This window comes from Pigmentiphaga sp. MLSB6-MA01 (genome assembly GCF_058793475.1).
Window position 1 is genome coordinate 39,129 of sequence record NZ_JBXAFV010000022.1, and the last position, 23,775, is coordinate 62,903.

The following is a 23,775-nucleotide window of genomic DNA, read 5'->3' on the forward strand; positions in this document are numbered from 1 at the left end:
CGACGATGAAGATCCGCGCGCAGATCGCGATGGTGCTGAACCTGGACAAGTGCATCGGCTGCCATACCTGTTCGGTCACCTGCAAGAACGTCTGGACCTCGCGGCAGGGGGTGGAATACGCCTGGTTCAACAATGTCGAGACCAAGCCCGGGGTCGGCTTTCCCAAGGACTGGGAGAACCAGAAACGCTGGAACAGCGGCTGGCGCCGCCGCCCGGACGGCAGGATAGAGCCGCGCCAGGGCGGCAAGCTCAAGCTGTTGGCGAACATCTTCGCCAACCCCAACCTGCCCGAGATCGACGACTACTACGAGCCCTTCACCTTCGACTACGACCACCTGCAATCGGCGCCGGAACAGCGGGCCGCGCCCACCGCCCGGCCGCGCTCGCTCATCACCGGGCAGCGCATGGAGAAGATCGAATGGGGCCCCAACTGGGAAGAAATCCTGGGCGGGGAATTCGCGAAGCGCTCCCAGGACTACAACTTCGAGGACGTCCAGAAAGAGATCTACGGACAGTTCGAGAACACCTTCATGATGTACCTGCCGCGCCTGTGCGAGCACTGCCTGAACCCCAGCTGCGTGGCGAGCTGTCCGTCCGGCTCGATCTACAAGCGCGAGGAGGACGGCGTGGTGCTGGTCGACCAGGACAAGTGCCGCGGCTGGCGCATGTGCGTGTCGGGCTGTCCCTACAAGAAGATCTATTACAACTGGCACAGCGGCAAGGCCGAGAAGTGCATCTTCTGCTATCCGCGCATCGAGGCGGGCCAGCCCACCGTCTGTTCGGAAACCTGCGTGGGGCGGATCCGCTACCTGGGCGTGCTGCTGTATGACGCCGACCGCATCGAGCAGGCGGCGGCGGTCGAGCACGAGAAGGACTTGTACCAGGCCCAGCTGGACGTGTTCCTGGATCCCCACGACCCCGCCGTCGCCGCGCAGGCGCTGGCCGACGGGGTGCCGCAGTCCTGGCTGGACGCGGCCCGCGTGTCCCCCACCTACAAGATGGCGGTGGAGTGGAAGATCGCGTTCCCGCTGCATCCGGAGTATCGCACGCTGCCCATGGTCTGGTATGTGCCGCCGCTGTCCCCCATCCAGTCCGCCGCCCACAGCGGGCAGATGGGTTCCTTCGGCGAACTGCCCGACGTCAAGTCGCTGCGCATCCCGCTGCGCTACCTGGCCAACATGCTGACGGCCGGCGACGAGGCGCCGGTGGCGCTGGCGCTGGAGCGCCTGCTGGCGATGCGCGCCTTCATGCGGGCGCGCACGGTGGACCGGCAGGAGCGACGCGACATCCTGGACCAGGTCGGGCTGAGCCTGGCCCAGGTCGAGGAGATGTACCGCTACCTCGCCATCGCCAACTATGAGGACCGCTTCGTCATTCCCACCGCCCATCGCGAGTACGCCGAGAACGCTTTCGACCTGAAGGGCTCCTGCGGCTTTACCTTCGGCGACGGCTGTTCGAACGGCGTCTCGCAGACCTCGTTGTTCGGCGCGCCGCCGCGGGATCGCGCGGAGCAGCCGGTGACGTTCATGGAAGTGCAGCGCAGCCGATGACCTATACCGTGCTTTCCGCCCTGCTGGCCTATCCCGAGGCCGAGATGGTGGCGGCGCTGCCCGAACTGCGGTCGGCGCTGACGCCGGCCGATGCCGCCACGCTGGCGCCGCTGTTCGCGATGATGGAAGGCAAGGCCGACCTGATCGCGCTGCAGGAGGAGTACGTGGCGACCTTCGACCGGCGCCCGGCCCATTCGCTGCACCTGTTCGAGCACGTCCACGGCGAATCGCGCGACCGTGGGCAGGCCATGGTGAACCTGCGCGAGGAATACCTGCGCCATGGCCTGGAGCCGCGGCCCGGGGAACTGCCGGACTACGTGCCGATGTTCCTGGAGTTCCTGGGCCAGTTGCCCGCGCCGCAGGCGGCGGCCCTGCTGGGCGATGCCATCCACGTGCTGGCCCGCATCGGCGAAAAGCTCGACGCGGCGGGCAGTCCGTATGCCCGTGTCTTCGACGTGCTGCGGCGCCTGACCGACGTCCAGCCCCAGGCCTTGCCCGAGCCGCCCGAGGGCGACCTGGAGGAAGGCATGGTCACGTTCGGGCCCGATGCCGGCCTGACCGAACCTGCCCTGCGCGCGCACGGCCAGCCGCAGCCGGTGCGCTTCCACGCATCCGATCCGCGGCGCGCGGCGCGCGGGCCCAGCAAGGGAGGAAACCATGGGTGACTACCTGCACCACTTCTTCTTCGCCATCTATCCCTACATCGCGCTGGCGATCTTCCTGCTGGGCAGCCTGGCCCGGTTCGAACGCGGGCAGTACACGTGGAAGAGCGATTCCAGCCAGTTGCTCAAGCGCGGTACGCTGCGCTGGGGCAGCAATCTTTTCCACATCGGCATCATCTCGCTGTTCTTCACGCACCTGGTCGGCCTGCTGACGCCGCCCGCCGTCTACCACGCGATGGGTGTCTCCACCGCGTTCAAGCAGACGATGGCGATCGTCGTGGGCGCCATCCTCGGGCTCGTCTGCCTGGCGGGGCTGCTGCTGCTGATCTGGCGGCGCTGGTCCGAGCCGCGCATCGCGGCGACCTCGCGCTTCTCTGACTGGTTGACCCTGGTCTGGATCCTGGTCGTCCTGGCGCTCGGGCTCTTGTCCATCCTGACCTCGATGCAGCACAAGGACGGCGCCGTCATGATCGCGCTGGGCGAGTGGGCGCAGCGCATCGTGACCTTCCGTGGCGGCGCTGCCGAAGCCATGGCGGGCACGCCCGCCATCTACCACGTGCACATGGTGCTGGGCATGACGCTGTTCGCGATCTTCCCGTTCACGCGGCTGGTGCACGTGTGGAGCGGATTCGGCTCGGTCGCCTACCTGGGGCGGGCCTGGCAACTGGTGCGGCCGCGCGGATGAGGGGGACGACATGATATTGGTCAACGGCGTCGTCATCGACGAGGCGAACCTGGCGTCGGAAGCCCGGCGCCACCAGGAGGCTGGCGATCCCATGGAAAGCGCCGCGCAGGAACTGGTGCTGCGGGAACTGCTGGTGCAGCGGGCCCGCGCGCTGGGCGTCGGCACGGAAGGAGACGAGGCGGTGCGGGCGGTGCTGGCGGCGGAGGTGCGCACGCCGCAAGCCGACGAGGCCGCCTGCCGCCGCTACTACGACACCCACGGCGAGCGCTTCGTGGTCGATGCGTGGGTCGAGGTCGAACACATCCTGTTCCAGCTGACGCCCGGCATCCGCGCGCCGATGCTGCGGCATCGGGCCGGCGAGATCCTGCAGGCCCTGGCGCAGGCGGGGCCGACGGCCTTCGCCGGCATGGCGCGGCAATACTCCAACTGCCCCTCGGCCGCCGCCGGCGGCGCGCTGGGCGCGGTGCGGCGCGGCGAGACGGTGCCCGAGTTCGAGGCCGAGGTGTTCGCCATGCCAGCCCACACGCTGCGCGACCGGCTGGTCGAGACGCGGTACGGCTTCCACATCGTGCGCACCGGCGCCCGGGATCCGGGCCGCAAGCTGGCCTTCGAGGATGCGCACGCGCGCATCGCCGAGTGGCTGCAGGCCGCCAGCGAGCGCCGCGCCACCCACCAGTATCTGCAATGGCTCGTGGGCCAGGCCGACATCAAGGGGTTGGAGATGCAGGGGGCGGATTCGCCGCTGCTGCAATAGCGCGTGGTTGGAACGCAGGCGCCGGACGGGGCGGGCCGTCGATCGGGAGAATGCTCATGACGACTCCATTCAAGGCGTATTCGGTGCTGTATGCCAGCACCCTGGCCTTCATGGTGTGTTTCGTGGTGTGGATGATGTTCGGCGTGCTGGGCATACAGATACGCGAGGAACTGGGCCTGGATGCCTTCCGCTTCGGCCTGCTCACCTCCACGCCCGTGCTGACCGGCGCGGTGTTCCGCCTGCCGCTGGGAATATGGACCGACCGGTTCGGCGGGCGCATCGTCATGACCGTGCTGCTGCTGGTCTGCGCGGTGCCGGTCTATTTCGTCAGCTATGCCCAGCAACTCTGGCAGTTCCTGGCGATCGGGCTGTTCCTGGGCCTCGTGGGCGCTTCGTTCGCGGTGGGCACGCCCTACGTCGCGCGCTTCTTTCCGCCCGAGCGGCGCGGCTTCGCGATGGGATTCTTCGGCGCCGGGACCGTGGGCGCCGCGGTGAACCTGTTCCTGACGCCGGTGCTGCTGGAACAGTACGGCTGGCGCACGGTACCCCGGATCTATGCCGTCGCGCTGCTGGCAACCGCGGCGATCTTCTGGTTGGCCGCCGAGCCGGACCCGGGCGCGGGCAAGAAGGGCGCGGGCTTGCGCGAGTCGCTTGGCGTGCTGCGGAACCCCAAGGTCTGGAAGTACTGCCAGTATTACTCGATCACCTTCGGTGGTTTCACGGCGCTGTCGCTGTGGGTCCCGCAGTACTTCAAGGCCGAGTACGGGCTGTCGCTGGCCATGGCGGCGGGGCTGGCGGCCGGGTTTTCGCTGCCCGGCTCGGTGCTGCGCGCGGTGGGCGGCGTGCTGGCCGACCGCTTCGGTGCCCACGACACGACCTGGTGGTGCCTGTGGGTGGCCTGGATCTGCCTGTTCCTGCTGTCCTACCCTGACACCACGCTGGTGATTAAGACGATAGACGGCAGCGCGAACCTGCACATCTACCTGCCCATATGGCTGTTCACCGCGCTGCTGTTCGTGCTGGGCATGGTGTTCGCGTTCGGGATGGCGTCCACCTTCAAGTACGTGGCCGACGACTTCCCCGAGAACATGGGGCTGGTGTCCGGCATGGTCGGGCTGGCGGGTGGCCTGGGCGGCTTCCTGCTGCCGCTGATGTTCGGCTTCCTGGCCGACCTCGTGGGTGTGCGGTCGAGCTGCTTCATGCTGCTCTACGGCGTGGTCTGGGTATCGCTGATCATCATGTACCTGTCCGAGGTCCGGCGGGTGCAGATCTCGGGCGAGGTCGTGGGCGCGGCGCCGTCCCGGTAGGCGCCGCGCCCATCGCATCAGGAGGCGGCCGAACGCGGCTCGGGCGCCGTTTCGCGTTCCCGCTCCGCCATGCGCACCAACACCTGGCGGGTCAGCAGCGAGCCGGCATCGAAGGGAACGCTGACGACACCATGGGCCACAGCGCCGTCCCGCAGGCGATCGTGCAGGGCCTGTTGCGCTTCCAGCGCGACCACGTCCTGGTCGGCCACTTCCCGGGCGCCGCGGTCCATGCGTTCGAGCGTGGCCGGATCCACGCCTTCCCATTCCAGGGATACCCACGACCAGTAGTGCGTGGCGCCGCAGCCGTCGGGCGTCATGAAGTGGGTGGTCGAGAAGGGGTAGCGTTGCCCGGGATCCTGCGAGGCCCAGACGGCCTGGCGGATGCAGACGGCGGAGGGGGCGCGGAATTCGAAGCGCTGGTCATGGTCCATGGACGCGCCCAGGGGTAGTCCCATCACGTCCGACCACAGCGGCGGGGTGCTGGATTCCCGCATGACACGCGTGCTGACCACCGTGTCGCCGTGTTCGCGCGCGCGGGGGATGACGCGGGCCAGTTCCGGATGCCCCTGCTGGTCGTGATGGACGTAGGGCACGTGCGAGAAGTCCAGCAGGTTCTCGATCAGCAGTTGATAGTGGGCGCGCAGGTGGGCGTAGTACGAGACCTTGGCCGAGCCGTCCAGCCACGGACAGTCGGGGATGCGAGAGGGATCGGCCAGCGCGGGATCGCCCGGCCATATCCACAGCATGTCGTGGCGTTCGACCAGCGGGAAGCGCCGGACGCGCGCGTCGCGCGGGATGCGCGGCGACGAGGGGATGTGGACGCATTCGCCGCTGCTGGCGAACGTGAAGCCGTGGTAGCCGCAGCGGATGTCGTCGCCCACCAGCGCGCTGCGCGACAAGGGGAACTGCCGGTGCGCGCAGGCATCAAGCAGGGCGACGGGTTCGCCGGCCTCGGTCCGGTACAGCACGACGGGCGTTCCCAGCAGATGGCGTCCCAGCAGGGTGCGGCCGACCTCGGCCGAGGTCGCGGCGGCATACCAGGCGTTGCGGATGAGGGGGGAAGTGGACGACGCGGACATGGCGGTGTTTCCGTGAACGGTGGAAAGCCATCACGCTACCGGCGCGCCGCCGCCGCGGCCAACGAATAGTGGAAATACTCCGGATTCCCGCTGCAAATGCCGGCGTTCAGGCAGGCGGCGCGCCGCCGTCCTGGAACAGTTCCGCGATGGTCCGGCGCAGCCAGGCGTGGCCCAGGTCGCGGTGGAAGCGTTCATGCCACTGCTGGGTGATGTCGACCGGCGGCGCGTCGAACGGCAGCGGCAGGAAGCGCACGCCTGGGCTGCCCGCGCAGGCCTGCGCCAGGCTGGCGGGAACGGCCACCAGCATGTCGGTGCCGGCGATGATCTCCGGCAGGCCCAGGCCATGGGTGACGCGCAGCACCACTTGCCGTTGCACATCCTGTTCCGAGAACAGCTTGTCGATGACGTCTTCGAAGAAGGCGTGGCTGCCGACCGCGGGGCGGTACACCGCGTGGGGCGCGTGCAGGTAATGCCGCAACGTCAGGTCGTCCCGGATCGCGGGGTGGTCGGCCGAGACCATGCACACGTAATGGTCGCTGAACAGCTTCTGGCGATAGAACCCCGCCTGGAAATGCAGGAAGAAGCCCAGGGCCAGGTCGATCTCTCCGCTGGCCATCAGCGGCGGCGCGTCTCGCGCCGGCACCTGGTGCGTGATCAATTGCACGCCTGGCGCGTCGCGGCGCAGCCGCGCCAGCAGGCGAGGCAGGAAGACGCGCTGGCCGGTATCGCTGGCATACAGGACGAAACGGCGCTGCGCCATCGAAGGAATGAAATCCTCGCGATCTTCCACCGCATGCCTGATGCGGTCCAGCCCTTCACGCAGCGGCGTGGCCAGGCGCTCCGCCGTGGGTGTCGGGCTCATGCCCTGCGGCGTCTTGATGAACAACGGGTCGTCGAACGCGGCGCGCAGCCGCCGCAATCCATTGCTGACGGCCGACTGCGTCAGGCCCAATTGTTCGCCGGCCAGCGTCGTGCTGCCGGTACGCAGGACGGCTTCGAAAACCAGCAGGAGATTCAGATCCAGGGTGTTCAGGTTCATGACCGGGGCTACCTCGAAGGCAAGCGTGTCCGGCCGCCGGGACAGGCTCGCCAGGGCAGGAGCACGGTCACCGCATGGTACATCCGCTGTGATAGGCATCCTGCGCGGCCTTCATCGGGGTTTCCACGGTCTTGAGGCCGATCCGCCCTTTTTCGTCGCGTGCCACCTGGAACACGTGCAGGTCCTGGATGGGGAAGTGGTTGTGGCCGAACTTGAAGTCGCCGCGGATGGACTCGAAGCGGGCGGCCTTCAGCGCCGCCATGAAGGCGGGCTTGTCGGCAACGTTACCCTTGACAACGCCGATGGCCGAATCGAGCAGGCGCGCGGCGTCGTAGCTGGTGGCGGCGTATTCGGACGGCGTCCGGCCATAGGCTGCCTCGAAGGCCGCCACGAATTTGTGATTGGCCTCGGTGGCCAGGTCGGGGCCCCAGGTACTCCCGAGCAAGACGCCGAGCGCCGCTTCGCGCAGTGCCGGCAGCGACACGCCGTCGACCACCGCGACCGACATCAGCGGCGTGCTGTCGGCCAGGCCGAGCTGGCGATATTGCCGGACGAAGTTCACGCCCGGGCTGCCGGGATAGAACGCGAACACGGCATCCGGTTTCTGTGCCGAGACGCGGGCCAGTTCCGCCGAAAAATCGAACTGGTCCAAGGGGGTGTAGATCTCGTCGACCACCTCGTTCTTGAAGTAGCGGCGAAAGCCCGCGAGCACGTCCTTGCCCGCCTGGTAGTTGGGAGCCAGCAGCATCACGCGCCGGTAGCCCTTCTGCGTGGCGTACTTGCCCAGCACTTCGGCCTGCTGGTCGCCCTGGCGCGACACCACGAACTGGTAGGGCGAGCATTTTTCGCCGGCGATGGGAGAGGGGCCGGCATTGGTCCCGATCACGAAGACTTCGCGCCGTGTGGCCAGGGGTTGGACCGACATCATGATGTTCGAGAACGTAATGCCCGCGATGATGGGTACTTTCTCGCGCTCGATCAGCTTGCGGGTGACCTGGACGGCGACGTCGGGCTTGAGCTGGGTGTCCTCGCGCAGGACCTCTACCGGAACGCCGCCCAGGCGGCCGCCGCCTTGCTTGATGCCCAGCATGAAACCGTCGTACATGTCCTGCCCGAGCCCGGCCTGGGGGCCGGAGAACTCACCCAGGAAACCAATCTTGATGGGGGGCTGGGCGGCCGCGGCGGGAAGCAGACAGGCGGCGGCGAACGCGAGTGCGGCCGCCTTGAGCGTTTTCATGGGCATGGTTGTCTCCGTTGTGCTGGTCGGCGCAAGGCCGGTCCAGGAAACGGTATCACCCGGTCCGCGGCGGATCTAACGAATACCGTAAATACTCGGCATTTATCACCGAAATGGCAGGCTCAGTTGATCTGGATATTGGCGTCGGCGGCCACTTTCTTCCACTTCGCCGTTTCCGCCCGCATGTGCTGGGCAAGTTGTTCTGGCGTACTCGGCACGATCTCGAACCCTTGCCTGGACGCCTTGTCGAGCAGGTCGGGGGATTCGAGCGCGGCAGCTATCGCGCGATTGAGCGTTGCGACCACGTTCGCCGGAAGGCCCTTCGGACCCAGCACGCCGTACCATTGGTCAGTGTCGAAACCGGGCAGCCCCGATTCGGCGATGGTCGGCAACTCCGGCAGCAGCGATGCGCGCTTGGCGCCGGTTACGCCCAGCATGCGGACCGCGCCCGACTTGCCGTGGGGAAGACCCGCGGGCAGGCTCGCGAAGGTCAATTCCAGATGGCCCGCGATGACGTCATTCATGGCGGGCCCGGAACCCTTGTAGGGAACATGGACCATGGAAGTGCCCGCCATGTGGTTGAAGAGTTCGCCCGACATGTGCGGCGCGCTGCCGGTGCCGGCCGACGCGTAGCGCAGCTTGCCCGGCTGCTGTTTGGCCAGTGCGATGAGTTCCTTGACCGACTTGGCCGGTACGCCCGGATTGACGACCAGCATGTTGGGCGCGAGCGCCACCAGCGCGACGGGGGTGAAATCCGCCAGCGGATCATAGGGCAGTTTCGAGATGGCCGGATTGATGCTGTGCGAGGCGGTGTACGCAAACACCAGCGTATAACCGTCGGGCGCGGCCTGGGCCACGTACTGGGCACCGATGCTGCCGCCCGCGCCGCCCTTGTTTTCGATGATGACGGTCTGCGCCAGTTCTTTGCTCAGGTGTTCCGCCAGAAGGCGGGCCAGGAAGTCGCCCCCGCCGCCTGGCGGCAGCGGCACGACCATGCGGATCGGCTTGTCGGGGTAGGCATCCGCGCCCATGGCCGGTGCGTTGAGCAGGGACGAGGCGGCTACTGCCGCCGCAAGGAACAGAGTCTTGCGCTTGCTTGGGTTCATGATGTCTCCTCCAGCCGGATTTTCCGGTCAGGCCAATCGATTCAGCGGTACGTAGACGATGCCTTCCATGATGCGCCGCGCGGTACGGACCACCGCCGCGCGTTCCAGTGTCGGGAAAGGGCCGGTCTGGTCGACCCGGGCGTGGATTTCGAGAATGCCCATGGGGTGCCCGATGCGCAGTCCGCCGCCGGACAGGCGGGCGGGACGCGCGGCTTCATTCACCAGCGTGCCGTCGATGAGCGCCGCCGCGCCGGTGCAGACGGCCACGGTGCCGGCATAGGCGGCGTGCGGCATGCCCATGCTCATGCCGCGACCCAGCAGGTCATGGTCCTCGGCGGCGACGGGCAGGCCGTTGGCGTCGATGTAGTCGCAGGGTGCGGCGACCATGTACAGCTTGGGAATGGTGGGCGTCACGTCCGCCGCCCGCTGGCCCTGCTCGACCATGTCCAGGCGCAGCGCGGCGGCATGGCGGACCGCTTCGATGCGCCGCAGCGCCTCGGCATCGAGGCGCTGCGTGGCGAAGTCCGGTGCGCGCAAGCCGAAGACGGACGGGCGGACGAAAACGGTCACGTTGCCGGCGTCGACGATGGAGACGTCGATCTCGCCGATGGCCGTGGGCAGGCGCTCGCATGCCTGGCCGGTGGGCAACAATCCGCGTCCGAGGGTGCCGCTCACGTCGGCCCAATCGAGCATGATGGGGGCGCCGCGCCCCGGAACGCCAGCCACTTGAGCGTCTCCTTGTACCGGGCAGAGGCCGTCGGCCACGGGAACCTCGGCCACCAGCAGCGCGCTTGAGTTGGTCAGGTGGATGCGCACCGCCGTGACCGGGGAGGTGGCGGGCACCATGCCTTCCTCGATGGCGAAGGGGCCGATGCCTGACGAGATGTTGCCGCAGTTGCCCTTGAAGTCGACACGGGCCTCGTCGATGCGGACCTGCCCGAAGGTGTAGTCCACGTCCGCGTCGGGCCGGGTCGGCGGTCCGACGATGGCGACCTTGCTGGTGAGCGAGGTCGCGCCGCCCAAGCCGTCTATCTGGCGGAAGTCCGGACTGCCGTAGATGGCGAGTATCAGCTTCTCGCGCAACGCGGCTCCGTTGGGCAGGTCTTCCTCGCGCAGAAATGCGCCGCGGCTGGTCCCCGCGCGCATGAACACGCAGGGAATGCCGACCTGGTCGCCCCGCCGGCGAACCCGCTGCCACCAGCCGGTGTCGCCACGGTCGGAAGCATGGCTGGTCATGGTTGCCTCGTCGTCAAAAGGCGTAGCGGGACATGCCGCCGTCGACCGGGATGACCGTGCCGGTGATGTAGGCCGCGCGTGCAGAGCAGAGAAACACCGCCAGGTTGGCGAGTTCTTCGGCCTCGCCGAAACGGCCGGCGGGGATTTCGTGCCGCGCGAATTCCAGCTCGCTTTCCACGGTGGGGTAGCGCAGTTTCATCTGTTCGCTGCGGATGCGTCCGGGCTGCAGGCAGTTGACCGTGACGTTATCCGCGGCGACCAGGCGCGAGAGGCCCTTGGCCCAGACGTGCACCGCGGCCTTCGCGCTGAAGGCTGCATTGAGTATCTTCGGTTCGGACGTGCCGGTGATGTTGACCACGCGTCCCCATCGCTGCTCGCGCATGCCGGGAACGACGGTCTGGGTCAGTTCGCGCAGGCGAAAGAAGTTCAGTGTCATGCCCTCCAGCCACAGGTCGGGACCGGCGTCGAAATCCAGCGGCCGGCTGCCGCCGCCCGCATTGACCAGGATGTCGATATGGCCGAAGGCCGACTGGGTTGACCGTACGATGTGCTCGACCGCGGTCTCCTGGTAGAGGTCCGCCTCGATTATGAATGGGGCGGGACCTCCGGCGGCCGTGATGCCGTCGGCGATCTCTTCCAGCAAAGGACGGCGCCGCGCCACCAGGGCGACGCGTACCCCCTGCATGGCCAGGCCCATGGCCGTGGCCTTTCCTATCCCCTGGCTGGCGCCCGTGACGACCGCGGTGCGGTCGCGCAACTGCAGATCCATGCGTTCTCCTTGTCGTTCGTGTTGCGATAGTAGTCATCGGCAATCGTCTTTTGCATAATTGAAAGAATATAGATCTATATAAAAGAAATTATGGAATCGAAGACGCTCAGGCAATTGGTCGCGATCGACAAGGCGGGCAGCATCAGTGGCGCAGCGCTGGGGCTGGGCATCGCGCAGCCCGCGCTCAGCCTGGCGTTGAGCCAGGCTGAGAAAGCCCTGGGCATGCGTCTCTTCAAGCGCTCCCGGCGCGGCGTGATCGCGACTGACGCCGGTCGCCTGTGGCTGGACGAGGCCGCCCAGGTGCTCGCGCAGGTGGAAGGGCTTGCAGCGATGGGCCGGCGGCTGGCCGTGGGGCAGTCCGGCCGCGTCGTCGTGGGTTTCATCAGCTCGGCGCTGTACGAAGTCATGCCGCGCACGCTGGCCGCGTTCCGGGCACGCTATCCGAATGTGTCGGTGGACCTGCGGGAGATCAACAGCACCGAGCAATTGGCCGCGCTGCGCGAAGGGCATATCGATGTCGGCTTTACCCGCTCACCCATTTCTTCCACCCGCCTGGTTCGCGCCGTACTGGTGTCCAGCGAGCCCCTGCTGGCCGTCGTGCCCGAGGGATTCGCTCCCGGCGAGGACGAGGTTACGCTCGAAGCGATTTCCAGCAGGGGCCTCATCCTCGCTCCTGAGACGGAAGGCGCCGTACGGGCGCGCACGCTGTATGCCTTGCGGCGCGAGGGTATCGAACCCCTGATCGTGCAGGAGGCGCAGCGCGGCCTGACGATGCTGTCGTGCGTGGCCGCGGGGCTGGGCGTCGCGCTGATGCCCAGCTCGGTGCGGCGCGCGGCGTTCCGGGGAGTGCGGTATTGCCGGGTGACGCCTCGCACTCTGCCTACGCTCGACATCTCGGTGATCTGGCGACCGCAGTCCAAGCCGATGATGGCTGACCGCTTCGTCGAGTGCGTACCGCGGATGGCGGGCAAGCGTTGAGACCGGGCTACTTGTCGCGGGCCAGCAGCTCCGCCAGTTGCGCGTGCAGCTGTTGCAACTTCGTGCGTTCAACCAGCAGGAGCCCCCGGGTCTCGATCGTGTCTCCGTCATCCCGACGGGTGGCGGGCGGCTGCCCCGCCGCGGCTTCTTCCCGCGCCAGTATGGCCTGGGAATGGGCCGTCAATTGCGCGACGCATTCGAGGAATACGCCGCGCCGGGCGACAGGCAGTCCCTCCAGCCATTCGGCGTTGCGCTCGACGGCGTCGGCATGGATGTGCGCATGCATGTCCATGCCCTGGGGCGTCAGGAGCAGGTAGAACGAGCGCTTGTCGGCGGGATCGTCGCAGCGCTCGAGTAATCCTCGCTCTTCCAGCCGGGCGACCAGGCGGCTGCCGTGGCTTTTGTCCAACCCGAGTTCGGCGCACAGCCGGCGCAGCGAAATGGGCGCCTGCGCGCCGACGATGCCCAGGACATGGCATTCGACGCTGCGCAGGCCGAAGCGGCGCTGGTGCCGCAGTTCGTTGCGGCTGGCTACGAGCGCGGCCAGCCGCTCGAGCTGGAACGCCGGCAGGGTCTTGAAGGATGCGAGCTTCTTCTTGGCGGCGGGCATGGTACGGGCAGGAAGGCGAAAGGCCAATGATAGGGGGTGGCCGCGCGCGGCGGATCGATTTTGCATATCGTTGACAATGCAATGATATATCGTTAATTTAAATATCGTTGCTATTGCATATAAATAGGGCCGTGGCGGATCATCGCGCCCCAGGCCCGGAGGAGACGACCATGTCCTGTATCCGCCTTGGCTGGCAAGCCCGCGCCGGCGTCGCCGCGCGGGGGCTCGCCGCCGCCGCGCTCGTCTTGTTCTCGGCCGCCGCCCATGCCCAGCCATCGGGCGCGAATGGCTTTCCCGCGCGCCCGGTGCGCATCATTCCCTACGGCCCGGGCGGCAGTCCGATCGACCTGCTGGCCCGGGCCTACGCCGAACAGCTGCGGCAGGCCTGGGGCCAGCCCGTGGTGGTGGACCCCAAGCCGGGAGCCAGCGGCATCCTGGCCGCCGATGCGGTCGCCAAGGCGCCGGCGGACGGCTATACGCTGCTCATCACCTTGCAGACCACGCATATCAACAATCCCATTCTTCACGACAAACTGCCCTACGACGCGGCCCGGGACTTCCAGCCGCTGTCCCAGCTCGCCATCGGCTCGGGCCCGGTGCTGGTGGCCGCCGCTTCGGCGCCGTACTCGAACCTGGCCGAACTGGCGGACTATGCCAAAAGACACCCGAGCCTGACCTACGGTACCTGGGGCACCGGCACCATCGCCCACCTGTTCGGCGAACTGCTCAGGCACGAGGCCATCCCCGGGCTGATCCACGTGCCCTACAAGACGGAGTCCATCGCCCACCAGGACATGGAGGCGGGCCGGCTGGACCTGGCCTGGGCCAATCCGGGCACCGCCCGCAACATGTCGCAGGCGGGAAAGATGAAGGTCCTGGGCGTGCCGGGGCGGCAGCGCGCGCCCATCCTCGCGGCCGTTCCCACGTTTCTCGAACAGGGTTTCAAGGGCTTCGAGCTCGAAGGATGGATAGGCGCCTACGCGACCGCCGGCATCCCGCCCGCCGTGCGCGACAAGCTCGTGGCCAGCCTGCAGGCGGCCACCCGCACGGACGATGTGCGCACGCGCATCGTCGACATCGGCTTCCAGCCGGTGGCCAACCGGCCCGACGAATTCACGGCCAATGCCCGCGCCGACTACGTCCGCTTCAAGCAATTGGTGGACGCTGCCGGGGTGACGCTGAAGAACTGAACCCAGGACACGAGGACGAACCATGACGACCACGACACAGCCGGATGCCGGCACGGCCTACGAGCGCAAACCCGCCACCTACAACGCCACGCTGACGCAGGTCGGGCGCGGCACGCCCATGGGCGAGCTGCTGCGCCGCTACTGGCATCCCATCGGCGTGTCGGCCGATGCCAGCGAAGTGCCGCGCAAGGTGCGCGTACTGGGCGAGGACCTGATCCTGTTCCGCGACGGCCAGGGACGGCCCGGGCTGCTGTATCCGCACTGCGCCCACCGGGGCACCTCGCTGTACTACGGCCGCGTCGAGGACGGCGGCATACGCTGCTGCTACCACGGCTGGCTGTTCGACGTGCAAGGCCATTGCACCGACCAGCCCTGCGAGCCGCAGGGCGGCCTGTCGCGTGACCGCATCCGCCAGCCGTGGTATCCCGTCGAGGAGCGCTACGGCCTGATCTTCGCCTACATGGGGCCGCCTGTCAGGCGGCCGGTCCTGCCGCGCTATGCCGCGCTGGAGGACCTGGCCGAGGGCGAGTTCATCGAGGCCAACGACCAGAGCATAGGCGGAGGCGGCCCGCAGATCATCCCGTGCAACTGGCTCCAGCACTTCGAGAACGTGGTCGATCCCTTCCACGTCGTGATCCTGCATTCGAGCTTCAGCGGCACGCAGTTCGTGCCGCAGATGGGGGTGATGCCCGAGGTCGCGTTCGACTACACGGACGCGGGCGTCAGCGCCACGGCGGTACGCCGGCTGGACGACGGCAAGACGCTGCGCCGCGTGGGCGAGGCCGCGCTGCCCACGCTGCGGGTGATCCCCAGCCCCAGGCTGGCCTACTACGGCACCGTGGAGTCGCTGGGCTGGGTGCTGCCCATCGACGACACCAGCTTCCGGATCTATACGGCGGGCCGGGTGCGCCGCGAAGGCGACATCGCGCGTTCGAGGTCGCGCATGAACGGCAAGCTGTGGGAAGAATTGACCGAGGCGGAGCACCAGCGCATGCCGGGGGACTATGAGGCGCAGGTCAGCCAGGGCCCGATCGCCTGGCATTCGGAGGAAAACCTGGCGACGTCGGATCGCGGACTGGTCCTGTTGCGGCGCATGTTCAAGCAGCAACTGGAGATCGTGGCGGCCGGCGGCGACCCCATCGGGGTGGGCTTCGACCGCGAGGCGCCGCCTATCGTCTTCGCGGCGGGGAATTTCCTGGAATAGCGATCCCCGTCCTTTCCTCCAGCACGCGCAGGATCTCGCCCCGCACCCAGGTATGCAGGGGCGAGGTGTGCTGCCGCTTGGACCACACCATGAAGAACTCGATGTCGCGCAGCGGCTCGGGCAGTTCGATCGTGGCCAGCGGAAAGTGCCGCTGGTGAACCTCGGCCACGCAGGCGGGCAGGGTGGTGGCGTAGTCGGTTTCCAGCAGCACGTAGGGCGTGATGCCGAAGCCCGACAGGTAGGCCGAGAACGCCAGGTCGCGATGGCGCGGCTTGAGCAGCCGGTCGAAGTTGGTGGGGCGTCCGTACATCTGCGCGAAGGCGAACCACTGGATCCGTTCCAGGTCGTCCAGCGACAGGCGCTTGCGCCGCGCCATGGGATGCGCGGCCGACAGCAGGCAGACCCGCCGGTCGGCGAACAGCCGCATGGAATGGAAGCGCCGGGGGACTTCGCTGAACAGGCCGATGGCGATGTCCATGCGTTCCGCGTCCAGGTCGTCCGGGATGAAGTCGCCGTGTACCGACTGGAAGCGCACGACCAGGCGCGGCGCGGCCGCGCGCAGGCGCTGCAGCAGTGGCGCGCCCAGCAGCAGTTCGATGTGGGCGCCGGTCCCGATGTTGACGGTGCCGGTGGCGCCGGCGGGATCGAAGGCCTCGGGCGGGCTCAGCGCGTGTTCGATGCGGTCCAGCGCGTCGCGCACCACGGCATGCAGTTCCAGCGCGCGTTCGGTGGGCGTGAAGCGGCCCTTGGTCACCACCAGCAGCGGATCGTCCAGCGTGCGCCGCAGCCGGGCCAGCTCGCGGCTGATGGCCGGCTGGGTCTTGTGCAGCAGCGCGGCCGCCGCGGTGGCGCTGCGCGTCTTCATGAGCGCGTCGAAGGTCAGCAGCGCGTTCATGTCCATCCGCCGCAGGTTGGGCAGCTTGGCGCGGTCGGTGGTGGTATGCCTGGTGGTCATGATGGGGAAAGACTATAGCAATAATGGTATGGGTGTCTTGCGATCCCGGCATTGGCCCGGCGGGCGTGGGGCTGGATATAGTGCCCCGCATCCGGCCGCCCACAGGCCATACAGGAGACATCGATGCAACCCATCCCGCACGCGGCGCGCGTCCGCAGCCGGGCCGCGGCGCTGGCCGCCGGCCTTGCCGTCATCGCCGCCGGCGGCGCCACCGCCGCTGACTTCCCCGCCAAGCCCATTACCGTGGTCGTGCCCTATCCGCCGGGCGGCACGCCGGACATCCTGGCGCGGGTGCTGGGCGAGACCCTGTCCAGGACGCTGGGCCAGCCCCTGATCGTCGAGAACCGGGTCGGCGCCAGCGGCAACATCGGCGGCCAGGCCGTGGCGCGGGCCGAGCCGAACGGCTACACGCTGCTGATGTGCGCGTTCGGCTGCGCGGTCGCGCCCTCGTTGTACACGCCGGCGCCCTATGACGTGGTCAAGGATTTCTCGCCGGTGGCCATGATAGGCACCGTGCCCAGCGTGCTGGTCGTCAATCCCGGCGTGCCGGCCAGGTCGGTGGCCGAGTTGATCGCCTATGCCAAGGCCAACCCCGGCAAGCTCAACTCGGCGTCGTCCGGCATCGGCACTTCGGCCCATCTGGCGACGGAACTGCTCAACACCAAGGCCGGCATCCAGCTCACGCACATCCCCTACAAGGGGGCCGGCCAGGTCGCGGCCGACCTGCTGGGCGGCCAGGTCGACATGTATTTCGACAACCTGCCCGCGTCGCTGCCCAGCATCCGCTCGGGCAAGCTGCGCGCGCTGGCGGTGGCCAGCGAGAAGCGTTCGCCGTCGATCCCCGACGTGCCGACCTTCGCCGAGGCGGGCGTGCCGGATTTCCTGATCACCCCGTGGTTCGGCATCATGGCGCCGGCGCGCACGCCCGAGGCGGTGCTGGACCGCTTGAACCAGGCCTTCGTGGCGGCCTTGAAGGCGCCGGACGTGCGGACGCGGATGCAGCAACTGGGCGTGGACGTCGCGCCGGGCTCGCGCCAGGACCTGGCCCGGTTCATCGCAGGCGAGAACGAGAAGTGGAAAGCCATCATCCAGGCCAACAAGATCCGCGCGGAATGAGCAGGGAGCCAGCCGCCGGCGATGCCCGGCCCGGGCGTGCCGGCCCCTTGCGGCTGCGCGACATGGGCGCTTTCCACGTCGGCGGACGCGAGATCGAACTGCGGGGCCTGCCGCCGCGCGAGCTGCTGATGGCCGAAGGCGGGCAGCCCGTGCGGGTGGACCCCAACGGCCACTACCGGGTCGAGCAGATGTACGCGCAGTACTTCCTGGCCGACCCCGCGCCGGATCGGCCGCCCATCCTGTTCTGGCACGGCGGCGGCATGACGGGGGCGGCCTGGGAGACGACGCCGGACGGACGGCCCGGCTGGCTGCATTACTTCGTGCGGCGCGGTTGGGACTGTTATCTGTGCGATGCCGTCGAGCGCGGGCGCTCGGGCTTTGCCCGCGTGCCCGAGGTCTGGCCCGAGGCGCCCGTCATCCAGACCGCCGAGGACATCTACGAGCGGTTCCGCATCGGCCAGCCTGGCGAGGCGGGGCAACGTTCGTCGCGGCCCTATGCGAACACCTGCTTTCCGGTCGAGGCCTTCGACAGCCTGGTGCGCCAGATGGTGCCCCGCTGGACCCGCACCGACGCGGCCGTGCTGGCGGGCTACCTGGCCCTGCTGGAGAAGACCGGCCCGGCCATCGTGGTCTGCCATTCGCAAGCGGGCGTGTTCGGCCTGCGCGCCGCCCACGCGCGTCCGGATCTGGTGAGGGCCGTGGTGGCGCTGGAGCCGGCCAGCATCCCCGCGCTGGAGTCGCATCGCCCTTACCGCGTTCCCACGCTGATCGTGATGGGCGACAACATGGACACCGATCCTCGCTGGCCGCGCATGCGCGCCCGCATCCGCGGCTTTGCGGCCGCCCATGACTCGGTGCGCCTGCTGTCGCTGCCGGAAAGCGGCATTGCGGGCAATTCGCACATGTTGATGATGGACCGCAACAGCCTGGAGATCGCGGACCTCGTGCACGAGTGGCTGGCACAGATAGGCTGACGAAGCTTTCTAGGTACGGCGAGCCAGCAATTCGGAGCGGCCGAAGACTTCCCGGATCACGCTCAACAGGTGGCCCTCGGGCAGGTTCTGGCGGAAGAAGGGGTGGAGGTCGCGCGGCCAGCGCCAGGGCGCGTTGCGCACGGGCATCGCCAGGCTGACGAAGGCGTCGTCCGGTGTCCCGGGTTCGTACTGCAATACGTATTCGTCGCCTTCGCGAAAGAGCCTGGCCACGCGTTGGCCGAGCACGTGAACGTCCAGCCTCATGCGTCGCCTCGCTGGCGTTGTTCCGCAAGGATATCGTCCAAGGTGCGCAGATGGCCCGCCTTGACCACTTTCAGGTCATAGCCGGCTGCTTCCAGCAATCTGACCAGCGCGGAAACGCTCATGTCGCCGCGGGCGACGGTTTCCATGCGGGCCAGTGTGGAGCGGGCCACGCCGGCCCGCTGTGCCATTTCCTCCTGGGATAGGCCACTATCCTTGCGGGCCGACCGCAGCATGCTGGCAACGTCACCTAGCGTCGTCATTTTGTAGCCCCTAGGCCTCAGTCTGAGTCTATCCTAGCACTCTTGTAGCCCCAGAGGCACAAATAATTGATCCCTGGTTTGTGGCCTAAGGGCTACAAGAAAGGCGAAATCCTCTATTTTTGTGGCCCTTTGGCTACAAAAATGCCCCCGTTCCTGACGCCTGAGCGTCCTGAACCGGGGGCGTCCGGGGGCCCGCCGGGCGGCGGGCCGTTCGCGACGGCTGCCGTCAGACGTCGAAGAACACCGTTTCCTTGCCGCCGTCGGGCGTGTCCTGGATACGGATGTCGAAGCGGTACACCGCCTTGCCGTCGCGCTCTTCGCGCCTGGCGATCAGCGTGTCGCGGCGGATTTCCCACTCGATGCCGTTGATGATGGGATCCTTGGCGTTGGCTTCTTTCTCGTCCTCGAAGTAGACGCGTGTGTGCAGGCCGAGGTTGAGACCGCGGGCGAACAGGACCAGGCAGATGTGGGGCGCCTGCGTCGTGCCCGGCCGGGCGCCGGGTACGGCGCCGGGCTTGATGGTCTCGAAGCTGTAGAAGCCGGTGTCGAAGTCGGCGCCGGTGCGGCCCCAGCCACGGAAGGCGGGATCGATGGGCTTGTCCTGCGTATCGGCCGGGTGGGCATACTTGCCGGCGGCGTTGGCCTGCCAGATCTCGACCAGCACGTCGCGCAGCACGGTGCCGCTGCCGTCGTACACCTGGCCTTCGAGGCGGATACGCTCGCCCTTGGTTTCGGGCTTGGCCAACTGGTTGTCGAAGTTGTTTTCGAAGATGTCGAAGCCGGCCTGCTTGGGGGCGAGCCCGATGTGTACGTACGGGCCGCCCGTTTGCGAGGCGGTTTCAGGAAGGAAGGTGATTTGGGTGCTCATGGTCCTGCCCTCGATCAATTTTCAAACCAGGTGGCGGTGCGGCCGCGCACCGTGATGTCGAAGCGGTAGCAGCGGCTGTCCAGCGCGATGAAGTTGCCGATGTCCTGCATGGCGATCAGGCCGCGGACCTGCTCTTCGTTGTTGATGGTCTTGAGGATGGGGCAGTGCGGGATGAGCGTGTCGCCTTCGAAGTACTGCTGCGTGATCAGGCGCTGGGCCCAGCCGTCGGCCAGGATCGAGAAGTGGATGTGCGAGGGGCGCCAGTCGTTGATGCGGTTGCGCCAGGGGTACGGACCGGGCTTGATGGTACGGAACATGTAGTAGCCGTTCTCGTCCGTCAGCATGCGTCCACAGCCGCCGAAATTGGGGTCCAGGCTGCCGATGTAGGTGTCGTTCTTGTGGCGGTAGCGGCCGCTGGCGTTGGCCTGCCACACTTCGATCAGGGCGTTCTTGACCGGGCGGCCGAACTGGTCGCGCAGGAAGCCGTGGACGATGACGCGTTCGCCGATGGGCAGTCCATCCTTGGCGAAGTTGGTGATCAGGTCGTTGTCCTTGGGGCCCAGTTCCTGGGGCCGGAAGACGGGCGAGGTGATCTCGGACAGCGTACCGACATTGGAGATCAGGGCCTTGCGCGGCGAGCGCAGCACGCTGGTCTTGTAGCCGGGGGTGTAGGCGGGCGGATGCGCGTCGCTGTCGCGCTGCACGAAAACGCCGGTCGTCGAGGGAGGCAGAAGGGGATTGCTCATGTCTCTGTACCGTTTGTGGGAATGATCGCAGGGCAACTGTAGTCACGCCCCGGTCCAGGGGCAAGTGAAGAATATGCCGCTGTGATATAACGATTTGGAATATCTTGGGGGCGACCTGCCCTCAGGCTGGATCCCAGCCCAGGTGCTCGCACGCGGCCCGCCAGCGCACGGCCACGCCGCGTACCGTATCGGCCATGTCCCCCGCCAGTGGCCGGCTGGTGCCCGGTTGCGCCTGGGTGAACAGTCCGACCGCTTCGGTGGCGGCACCGGGTACGCGCCGCGCCACCAGCGCGCCCTGCTCGATGTCGGCCTTGACGGTGCTGAGCGAGGCGAACCACAGGGCGTCGCTGTTCAGGGCCAGGTTGCGCGCGAGGGGAATGGTCAGGGTTTCCAGGCGGTCATGGCTGGCGCCTGATCGCAACTGGCCCAGGAAACTGTCGGCGGCCTGGTAGATGCTGGTGCCGGGCAGGGGCAGGATCACCGGATGGGCCGGTGCCTGCCAGGCTGGCCACTCGGTGCGCGCCAGCGGGTGTTCCGGCCGCATGGCGACGACCAGCGGCTCGCTCCAGAGCGGTTCGAAGCGCAGCTCCAGCATGTGGTCGGGTTCGGCCAGCCGGCCCACGACCACGTCGAGCTCGCCCTGCCGCAGCCGCGTCAGCAGTTCCGGATTCATGCCGGTTTCCAGGCGCACGGGGCCGTGGCGTCCGCGCGCGCGCCAGCTGCGCAGGATCTCGTGCGGCAGGTCCACCGCCAGCGAGGGCAGCACGCCCAGTCTGACGGCGTCGCCTTCCGGATCGCGCGCTTCGCCCAGCGCCATCTCCAATGCCATCACGCCCTGGCGGGCGTGCTGCACGAAGGCCGCGCCCGCGGGCGTGAGCGCGACGCCGTGGCGCTGGCGGACCACCAGCGGCTTGCCGACGATCTCTTCCAGTTCCTTGATGATCTTGCTGACGGCGGGCTGGGTGATGGACAGGAACTCGGCCGCGGCGCGCATGTTGCCGTGCTGCGCGGTGGCGAGCAGGCAGCGGATATGTTGCAGGCGGATGCGATTGAGTTGCGGCGAGGTCATGCGGGCTCAACCGGCGGTCGAGCCGAAAGCCCGGGGCGGCCGCACCCGTTCTCCGCCTGAAAGGGCCAGGGCATCGCTGAGTTCCTGCCCCGCTTCCTTGACCGCATCGCACAGGTGGGGAAGCCTGGCTCCCTCCAGGAGTTCTTCCGCTCCCGCGATCCCTATGCTGCCGACGACCATGCCTTCCGCATTGAGGACGGGGGCGGAGATGCCGAACACCCCGGTGTTGAATTCGCCGTGCGAGACGGTGAAACCATCCTTGCGCATTGCCGCGAGGTTGTCCTTGAATCCCTGCCAGCTCGTCCCAAGCCCTGCCAGGGCAATGCTGCGCTGGTGGTTCTTGAAGATGCTGCGAAGGCGATGGACGGGCACGTAGGGCAGGATGATCTTCGAGGCGGCGCCCGAGAAGAGCGGCCGGCGTTGTCCACGGGAGAACAGATTGCCCGGGCTGCCTTCGACCCGCACGTCGCGAATGCACATCAACGAATCGCTGTAGAGCGCGCACAGCAAGGCCGAGTGCCCCGTCTTCCCCGACAGGAGGGCAAGCACTTTCCCGCCGCTCTTATAGAGGGGGTCCGTCATGCGGATCTGCCGATCGAATTCGACGATGCGCGGCCCAAGGACGTAGTTGCCGCTGGCGACCGCCTCGATCAGGCCGGCATCGTGCAGAGCCTTGATATAGCGGTAGGACGTCGAGCGCGACGTGCCCAGGTAGTTGACGAGATCGGTGGCGGACCGCGTCGGAGCGGCGGCGGTGAACAGATCGAGCAAGGCCAGCATGCGGGCGAGGCTGTTTTGCTCGTCGTTGGCCTTCTTGCCCGCTTTCCTGGCGGGCGACGCGTCTTGCTTCTGTGCCACGGGATGCTTGCTGGCGCGTTCGATCATTCTCCTGCCCTATAGCGCAACCGTGCCCCTGCCGTCTGACACGGTTTCCGATCCCAGTATAGACAGAATATCCCGCAAAGTGGGATGGCCGGGACACCGCTTATCGCCTGGCTCCAAGAATTGAATTGAAATAAATGTCAAATAGCGGGAAAATATTATTAGCCCAGATCAACCCGCAGGGATCGCCATGCAGATCGAGTCCCACCGTTTCCTGATTACCGGCGGCGCGAGCCTCATCGGCCTGCGAACGGCCGAGAGCCTGCTGGCGGCGGGTGCCCGGGAGGTCGTGCTCTACGACAACCTGTCCTTCGACGCGCCGGACGGGGCGCTGGCCGCCTTGCTGGAGACCGGGCGCGTGCGCCTGGTGCGGGGGGATGTGCTCGATGCGCAAGCCGTCGAGACCGCCTGCGAGGGGATCCATGGGGTCTATGCCCTCGCCGGATTCATGTCGGCCGGCATCGGAAAGCAGCCCCGGCTGGGCCTGGAGGTCAATGTCCTGGGGGTCCTGAACGTGCTCGATGCCTGTGTCGCGCGGCGCGTGGGAAAGCTCGTGCTGGCCTCGTCATCGGCGGTCTACGGCTATGGAGCGATAGGCGGCGCGATCACCGAGGCGGAGCCGCTGCGCACCCACGCCGTGCCCGCGCCGCCCGCGCTCTACGGGGCATCCAAGCTGCTGGCGGAAAAGCTGTGCCAGCTCTATCGCACCGAGCACGGCCTGGATTACGTGGCCCTGCGCTATTCCACCGTGTATGGCGAGCGGCAGCACTACCGGTCGACGAACGCGCTTTACATCATCGACGCCTATGACCGTGTCGCGCGCGGTGAATCGCCCGTGCTCTATGGCGACGGCTCGGAAACCAAGGACTTCGTCTACGTGGGGGACGTGGCGCGCGCCAATGTGCTCGCGATGCGGGCGCAGGTGCCTGGCGAGGCGATCAACATCGCCGGCGGCAAGCCGCTGTCGGTGCGCTATCTGGCCGAGACCGTGATCCGGCTTGCCGGCGCGCGCGTCGAGCCCGAGTACCGGGAGGCGCCGGCGGCGGGCTTTCGGATCAAGACCGATGCGCCCTTCCATTACGACATCGGCAAGGCCGAACGCCTGATCGGGTGGAAACCCGAGGTCCCGATCGAAGAGGGGATCGCACGTCTCATCGCCTGGCGCCGCGACGGTACGCCAAGGTGAGCGTCGCACCGATGGAATATAAAAAATCCTATTAAATAGGACAAATTAA

At 67.5% G+C, this 23,775-nt stretch carries 24 protein-coding genes and 1 pseudogene; 11 read left to right on the top strand and 14 right to left on the bottom strand.

Translation table 11 applies throughout. The annotated features are described in order from the left end of the window. Positions 1 to 5 precede the first annotated feature (5 nt). Genes narH through AC1Q6E_RS26945 form a run of 5 tightly spaced genes read left to right on the top strand, consistent with a single transcriptional unit; the run spans position 6 to position 4,958 of the window. Positions 6 to 1,550, top strand: coding sequence for a nitrate reductase subunit beta (gene narH / locus AC1Q6E_RS26925; RefSeq protein WP_492573880.1), 1,545 nt, complete (start codon positions 6 to 8; stop codon positions 1,548 to 1,550). Continuing rightward, complete coding sequence (gene narJ, locus AC1Q6E_RS26930) at positions 1,547 to 2,215, top strand: nitrate reductase molybdenum cofactor assembly chaperone (RefSeq protein WP_492573881.1); 669 nt, start codon at positions 1,547 to 1,549, stop codon at positions 2,213 to 2,215. Before narH ends, narJ begins: the two co-directional genes overlap by 4 nt. Further along, a complete protein-coding gene (narI, locus tag AC1Q6E_RS26935; RefSeq protein WP_492573882.1) occupies positions 2,208 to 2,897 on the top strand; it encodes a respiratory nitrate reductase subunit gamma in 690 nt (229 codons plus the stop codon). Before narJ ends, narI begins: the two co-directional genes overlap by 8 nt. A gap of 10 nt (positions 2,898 to 2,907) precedes the next feature. Continuing rightward, a complete protein-coding gene (locus AC1Q6E_RS26940) occupies positions 2,908 to 3,651 on the top strand; it encodes a peptidylprolyl isomerase (RefSeq protein WP_492573883.1) in 744 nt (247 codons plus the stop codon). 56 nt (positions 3,652 to 3,707) lie between these two features. Beyond that, positions 3,708 to 4,958 carry an MFS transporter gene (locus AC1Q6E_RS26945; RefSeq protein WP_492573884.1) on the top strand — a complete coding sequence of 417 codons (1,251 nt, stop codon included), beginning with the start codon at positions 3,708 to 3,710 and terminating at the stop codon, positions 4,956 to 4,958. A 17-nt stretch (positions 4,959 to 4,975) separates the two neighbouring features. Here the strand turns inward: AC1Q6E_RS26945 and AC1Q6E_RS26950 are convergent, their stop codons facing one another. From AC1Q6E_RS26950 to AC1Q6E_RS26975, 6 genes are all read right to left on the bottom strand, one after another. Further along, positions 4,976 to 6,037, bottom strand: a complete 1,062-nt coding sequence (locus AC1Q6E_RS26950; protein ID WP_492573885.1) for a Rieske 2Fe-2S domain-containing protein — start codon at positions 6,035 to 6,037, stop codon at positions 4,976 to 4,978. Positions 6,038 to 6,143: 106 nt separating this feature from the next. Next, positions 6,144 to 7,076 (bottom strand): LysR family transcriptional regulator, encoded by a 933-nt coding sequence (locus tag AC1Q6E_RS26955; protein WP_152792441.1) that lies wholly within the window; start codon positions 7,074 to 7,076, stop codon positions 6,144 to 6,146. A 67-nt stretch (positions 7,077 to 7,143) separates the two neighbouring features. Continuing rightward, a complete protein-coding gene (locus tag AC1Q6E_RS26960; RefSeq protein WP_492573886.1) occupies positions 7,144 to 8,319 on the bottom strand; it encodes an ABC transporter substrate-binding protein in 1,176 nt (391 codons plus the stop codon). Between the two features lie 116 nt (positions 8,320 to 8,435). After that, complete coding sequence (locus tag AC1Q6E_RS26965; RefSeq protein WP_152792442.1) at positions 8,436 to 9,419, bottom strand: tripartite tricarboxylate transporter substrate binding protein; 984 nt, start codon at positions 9,417 to 9,419, stop codon at positions 8,436 to 8,438. 27 nt (positions 9,420 to 9,446) lie between these two features. Further along, positions 9,447 to 10,655 carry a 2-methylaconitate cis-trans isomerase PrpF family protein gene (locus AC1Q6E_RS26970; RefSeq protein ID WP_492573887.1) on the bottom strand — a complete coding sequence of 403 codons (1,209 nt, stop codon included), beginning with the start codon at positions 10,653 to 10,655 and terminating at the stop codon, positions 9,447 to 9,449. A 13-nt stretch (positions 10,656 to 10,668) separates the two neighbouring features. After that, a complete protein-coding gene (locus tag AC1Q6E_RS26975; RefSeq protein ID WP_492573888.1) occupies positions 10,669 to 11,424 on the bottom strand; it encodes an SDR family oxidoreductase in 756 nt (251 codons plus the stop codon). A gap of 90 nt (positions 11,425 to 11,514) precedes the next feature. Here AC1Q6E_RS26975 and AC1Q6E_RS26980 point away from each other — a divergent pair, with 90 nt between their 5' ends. After that, on the top strand, positions 11,515 to 12,402 hold the full coding sequence (locus tag AC1Q6E_RS26980; RefSeq protein WP_152792445.1) for a LysR family transcriptional regulator: 888 nt from the start codon (positions 11,515 to 11,517) through the stop codon (positions 12,400 to 12,402). Positions 12,403 to 12,409: 7 nt separating this feature from the next. Here AC1Q6E_RS26980 and AC1Q6E_RS26985 read toward each other — a convergent pair whose 3' ends face one another. Beyond that, on the bottom strand, positions 12,410 to 13,012 hold the full coding sequence (locus AC1Q6E_RS26985) for a MarR family winged helix-turn-helix transcriptional regulator (RefSeq protein ID WP_492573889.1): 603 nt from the start codon (positions 13,010 to 13,012) through the stop codon (positions 12,410 to 12,412). Positions 13,013 to 13,182: 170 nt separating this feature from the next. On the opposite strand from AC1Q6E_RS26985, the gene AC1Q6E_RS26990 reads away from it, so the two are divergent. Beyond that, positions 13,183 to 14,202 carry a Bug family tripartite tricarboxylate transporter substrate binding protein gene (locus AC1Q6E_RS26990; protein WP_492573890.1) on the top strand — a complete coding sequence of 340 codons (1,020 nt, stop codon included), beginning with the start codon at positions 13,183 to 13,185 and terminating at the stop codon, positions 14,200 to 14,202. Positions 14,203 to 14,224: 22 nt separating this feature from the next. Then, entirely contained in the window at positions 14,225 to 15,406 is a 1,182-nt protein-coding gene (locus tag AC1Q6E_RS26995) for a Rieske 2Fe-2S domain-containing protein (protein WP_492573891.1), read from the top strand. On the opposite strand, the gene AC1Q6E_RS27000 is transcribed toward AC1Q6E_RS26995, so the two are convergent. Beyond that, positions 15,372 to 16,361, bottom strand: a complete 990-nt coding sequence (locus tag AC1Q6E_RS27000; protein ID WP_492573892.1) for a LysR family transcriptional regulator — start codon at positions 16,359 to 16,361, stop codon at positions 15,372 to 15,374. The two genes, AC1Q6E_RS26995 and AC1Q6E_RS27000, sit on opposite strands and share 35 nt — an antisense overlap. A 123-nt stretch (positions 16,362 to 16,484) precedes the next feature. On the opposite strand from AC1Q6E_RS27000, the gene AC1Q6E_RS27005 reads away from it, so the two are divergent. Then, a complete protein-coding gene (locus AC1Q6E_RS27005; protein WP_296560373.1) occupies positions 16,485 to 17,477 on the top strand; it encodes a Bug family tripartite tricarboxylate transporter substrate binding protein in 993 nt (330 codons plus the stop codon). Beyond that, positions 17,474 to 18,451: an alpha/beta hydrolase gene (locus AC1Q6E_RS27010; protein WP_492573893.1), complete on the top strand. Its 978-nt coding sequence runs from the start codon at positions 17,474 to 17,476 to the stop codon at positions 18,449 to 18,451. The genes AC1Q6E_RS27005 and AC1Q6E_RS27010 overlap by 4 nt, the downstream gene beginning before the upstream one ends. 39 nt (positions 18,452 to 18,490) lie before the next feature. Here the strand turns inward: AC1Q6E_RS27010 and AC1Q6E_RS27015 are convergent. The 6 genes and pseudogenes from AC1Q6E_RS27015 to AC1Q6E_RS27040 all read right to left on the bottom strand — a co-directional run. Next, a pseudogene (locus AC1Q6E_RS27015) lies at positions 18,491 to 18,715 on the bottom strand (HipA N-terminal domain-containing protein); the annotation flags it as partial. Next, positions 18,712 to 18,975 carry a helix-turn-helix domain-containing protein gene (locus AC1Q6E_RS27020; protein WP_152792453.1) on the bottom strand — a complete coding sequence of 88 codons (264 nt, stop codon included), beginning with the start codon at positions 18,973 to 18,975 and terminating at the stop codon, positions 18,712 to 18,714. The gene AC1Q6E_RS27020 and the pseudogene AC1Q6E_RS27015, both read right to left, overlap by 4 nt. A 226-nt stretch (positions 18,976 to 19,201) precedes the next feature. Beyond that, positions 19,202 to 19,843 carry a protocatechuate 3,4-dioxygenase subunit alpha gene (gene pcaG / locus AC1Q6E_RS27025; RefSeq protein ID WP_152792454.1) on the bottom strand — a complete coding sequence of 214 codons (642 nt, stop codon included), beginning with the start codon at positions 19,841 to 19,843 and terminating at the stop codon, positions 19,202 to 19,204. Between the two features lie 14 nt (positions 19,844 to 19,857). Then, positions 19,858 to 20,589, bottom strand: coding sequence for a protocatechuate 3,4-dioxygenase subunit beta (gene pcaH, locus AC1Q6E_RS27030; protein ID WP_152792455.1), 732 nt, complete (start codon positions 20,587 to 20,589; stop codon positions 19,858 to 19,860). A gap of 121 nt (positions 20,590 to 20,710) precedes the next feature. Beyond that, a complete protein-coding gene (locus AC1Q6E_RS27035) occupies positions 20,711 to 21,658 on the bottom strand; it encodes a LysR family transcriptional regulator (RefSeq protein WP_152792456.1) in 948 nt (315 codons plus the stop codon). Positions 21,659 to 21,664: 6 nt separating this feature from the next. Beyond that, positions 21,665 to 22,543: an IclR family transcriptional regulator gene (locus AC1Q6E_RS27040; RefSeq protein ID WP_296560365.1), complete on the bottom strand. Its 879-nt coding sequence runs from the start codon at positions 22,541 to 22,543 to the stop codon at positions 21,665 to 21,667. Between the two features lie 187 nt (positions 22,544 to 22,730). On the opposite strand from AC1Q6E_RS27040, the gene AC1Q6E_RS27045 reads away from it, so the two are divergent. Next, positions 22,731 to 23,726, top strand: coding sequence for an NAD-dependent epimerase/dehydratase family protein (locus tag AC1Q6E_RS27045; RefSeq protein ID WP_152792458.1), 996 nt, complete (start codon positions 22,731 to 22,733; stop codon positions 23,724 to 23,726). Positions 23,727 to 23,775 lie beyond the last annotated feature (49 nt).

Coding starts and splice junctions, on each gene's coding strand:
- narH (WP_492573880.1), top strand. CDS start 6: ATGAAGATCCGCGCGCAGATCGCGATGGTGCTGAACCTGGACAAGTGC.
- narJ (WP_492573881.1), top strand. CDS start 1,547: ATGACCTATACCGTGCTTTCCGCCCTGCTGGCCTATCCCGAGGCCGAG.
- narI (WP_492573882.1), top strand. CDS start 2,208: ATGGGTGACTACCTGCACCACTTCTTCTTCGCCATCTATCCCTACATC.
- AC1Q6E_RS26940 (WP_492573883.1), top strand. CDS start 2,908: ATGATATTGGTCAACGGCGTCGTCATCGACGAGGCGAACCTGGCGTCG.
- AC1Q6E_RS26945 (WP_492573884.1), top strand. CDS start 3,708: ATGACGACTCCATTCAAGGCGTATTCGGTGCTGTATGCCAGCACCCTG.
- AC1Q6E_RS26950 (WP_492573885.1), bottom strand. CDS start 6,037: ATGTCCGCGTCGTCCACTTCCCCCCTCATCCGCAACGCCTGGTATGCC.
- AC1Q6E_RS26955 (WP_152792441.1), bottom strand. CDS start 7,076: ATGAACCTGAACACCCTGGATCTGAATCTCCTGCTGGTTTTCGAAGCC.
- AC1Q6E_RS26960 (WP_492573886.1), bottom strand. CDS start 8,319: ATGCCCATGAAAACGCTCAAGGCGGCCGCACTCGCGTTCGCCGCCGCC.
- AC1Q6E_RS26965 (WP_152792442.1), bottom strand. CDS start 9,419: ATGAACCCAAGCAAGCGCAAGACTCTGTTCCTTGCGGCGGCAGTAGCC.
- AC1Q6E_RS26970 (WP_492573887.1), bottom strand. CDS start 10,655: ATGACCAGCCATGCTTCCGACCGTGGCGACACCGGCTGGTGGCAGCGG.
- AC1Q6E_RS26975 (WP_492573888.1), bottom strand. CDS start 11,424: ATGGATCTGCAGTTGCGCGACCGCACCGCGGTCGTCACGGGCGCCAGC.
- AC1Q6E_RS26980 (WP_152792445.1), top strand. CDS start 11,515: ATGGAATCGAAGACGCTCAGGCAATTGGTCGCGATCGACAAGGCGGGC.
- AC1Q6E_RS26985 (WP_492573889.1), bottom strand. CDS start 13,012: ATGCCCGCCGCCAAGAAGAAGCTCGCATCCTTCAAGACCCTGCCGGCG.
- AC1Q6E_RS26990 (WP_492573890.1), top strand. CDS start 13,183: ATGTCCTGTATCCGCCTTGGCTGGCAAGCCCGCGCCGGCGTCGCCGCG.
- AC1Q6E_RS26995 (WP_492573891.1), top strand. CDS start 14,225: ATGACGACCACGACACAGCCGGATGCCGGCACGGCCTACGAGCGCAAA.
- AC1Q6E_RS27000 (WP_492573892.1), bottom strand. CDS start 16,361: ATGACCACCAGGCATACCACCACCGACCGCGCCAAGCTGCCCAACCTG.
- AC1Q6E_RS27005 (WP_296560373.1), top strand. CDS start 16,485: ATGCAACCCATCCCGCACGCGGCGCGCGTCCGCAGCCGGGCCGCGGCG.
- AC1Q6E_RS27010 (WP_492573893.1), top strand. CDS start 17,474: ATGAGCAGGGAGCCAGCCGCCGGCGATGCCCGGCCCGGGCGTGCCGGC.
- AC1Q6E_RS27020 (WP_152792453.1), bottom strand. CDS start 18,975: ATGACGACGCTAGGTGACGTTGCCAGCATGCTGCGGTCGGCCCGCAAG.
- pcaG (WP_152792454.1), bottom strand. CDS start 19,843: ATGAGCACCCAAATCACCTTCCTTCCTGAAACCGCCTCGCAAACGGGC.
- pcaH (WP_152792455.1), bottom strand. CDS start 20,589: ATGAGCAATCCCCTTCTGCCTCCCTCGACGACCGGCGTTTTCGTGCAG.
- AC1Q6E_RS27035 (WP_152792456.1), bottom strand. CDS start 21,658: ATGACCTCGCCGCAACTCAATCGCATCCGCCTGCAACATATCCGCTGC.
- AC1Q6E_RS27040 (WP_296560365.1), bottom strand. CDS start 22,543: ATGATCGAACGCGCCAGCAAGCATCCCGTGGCACAGAAGCAAGACGCG.
- AC1Q6E_RS27045 (WP_152792458.1), top strand. CDS start 22,731: ATGCAGATCGAGTCCCACCGTTTCCTGATTACCGGCGGCGCGAGCCTC.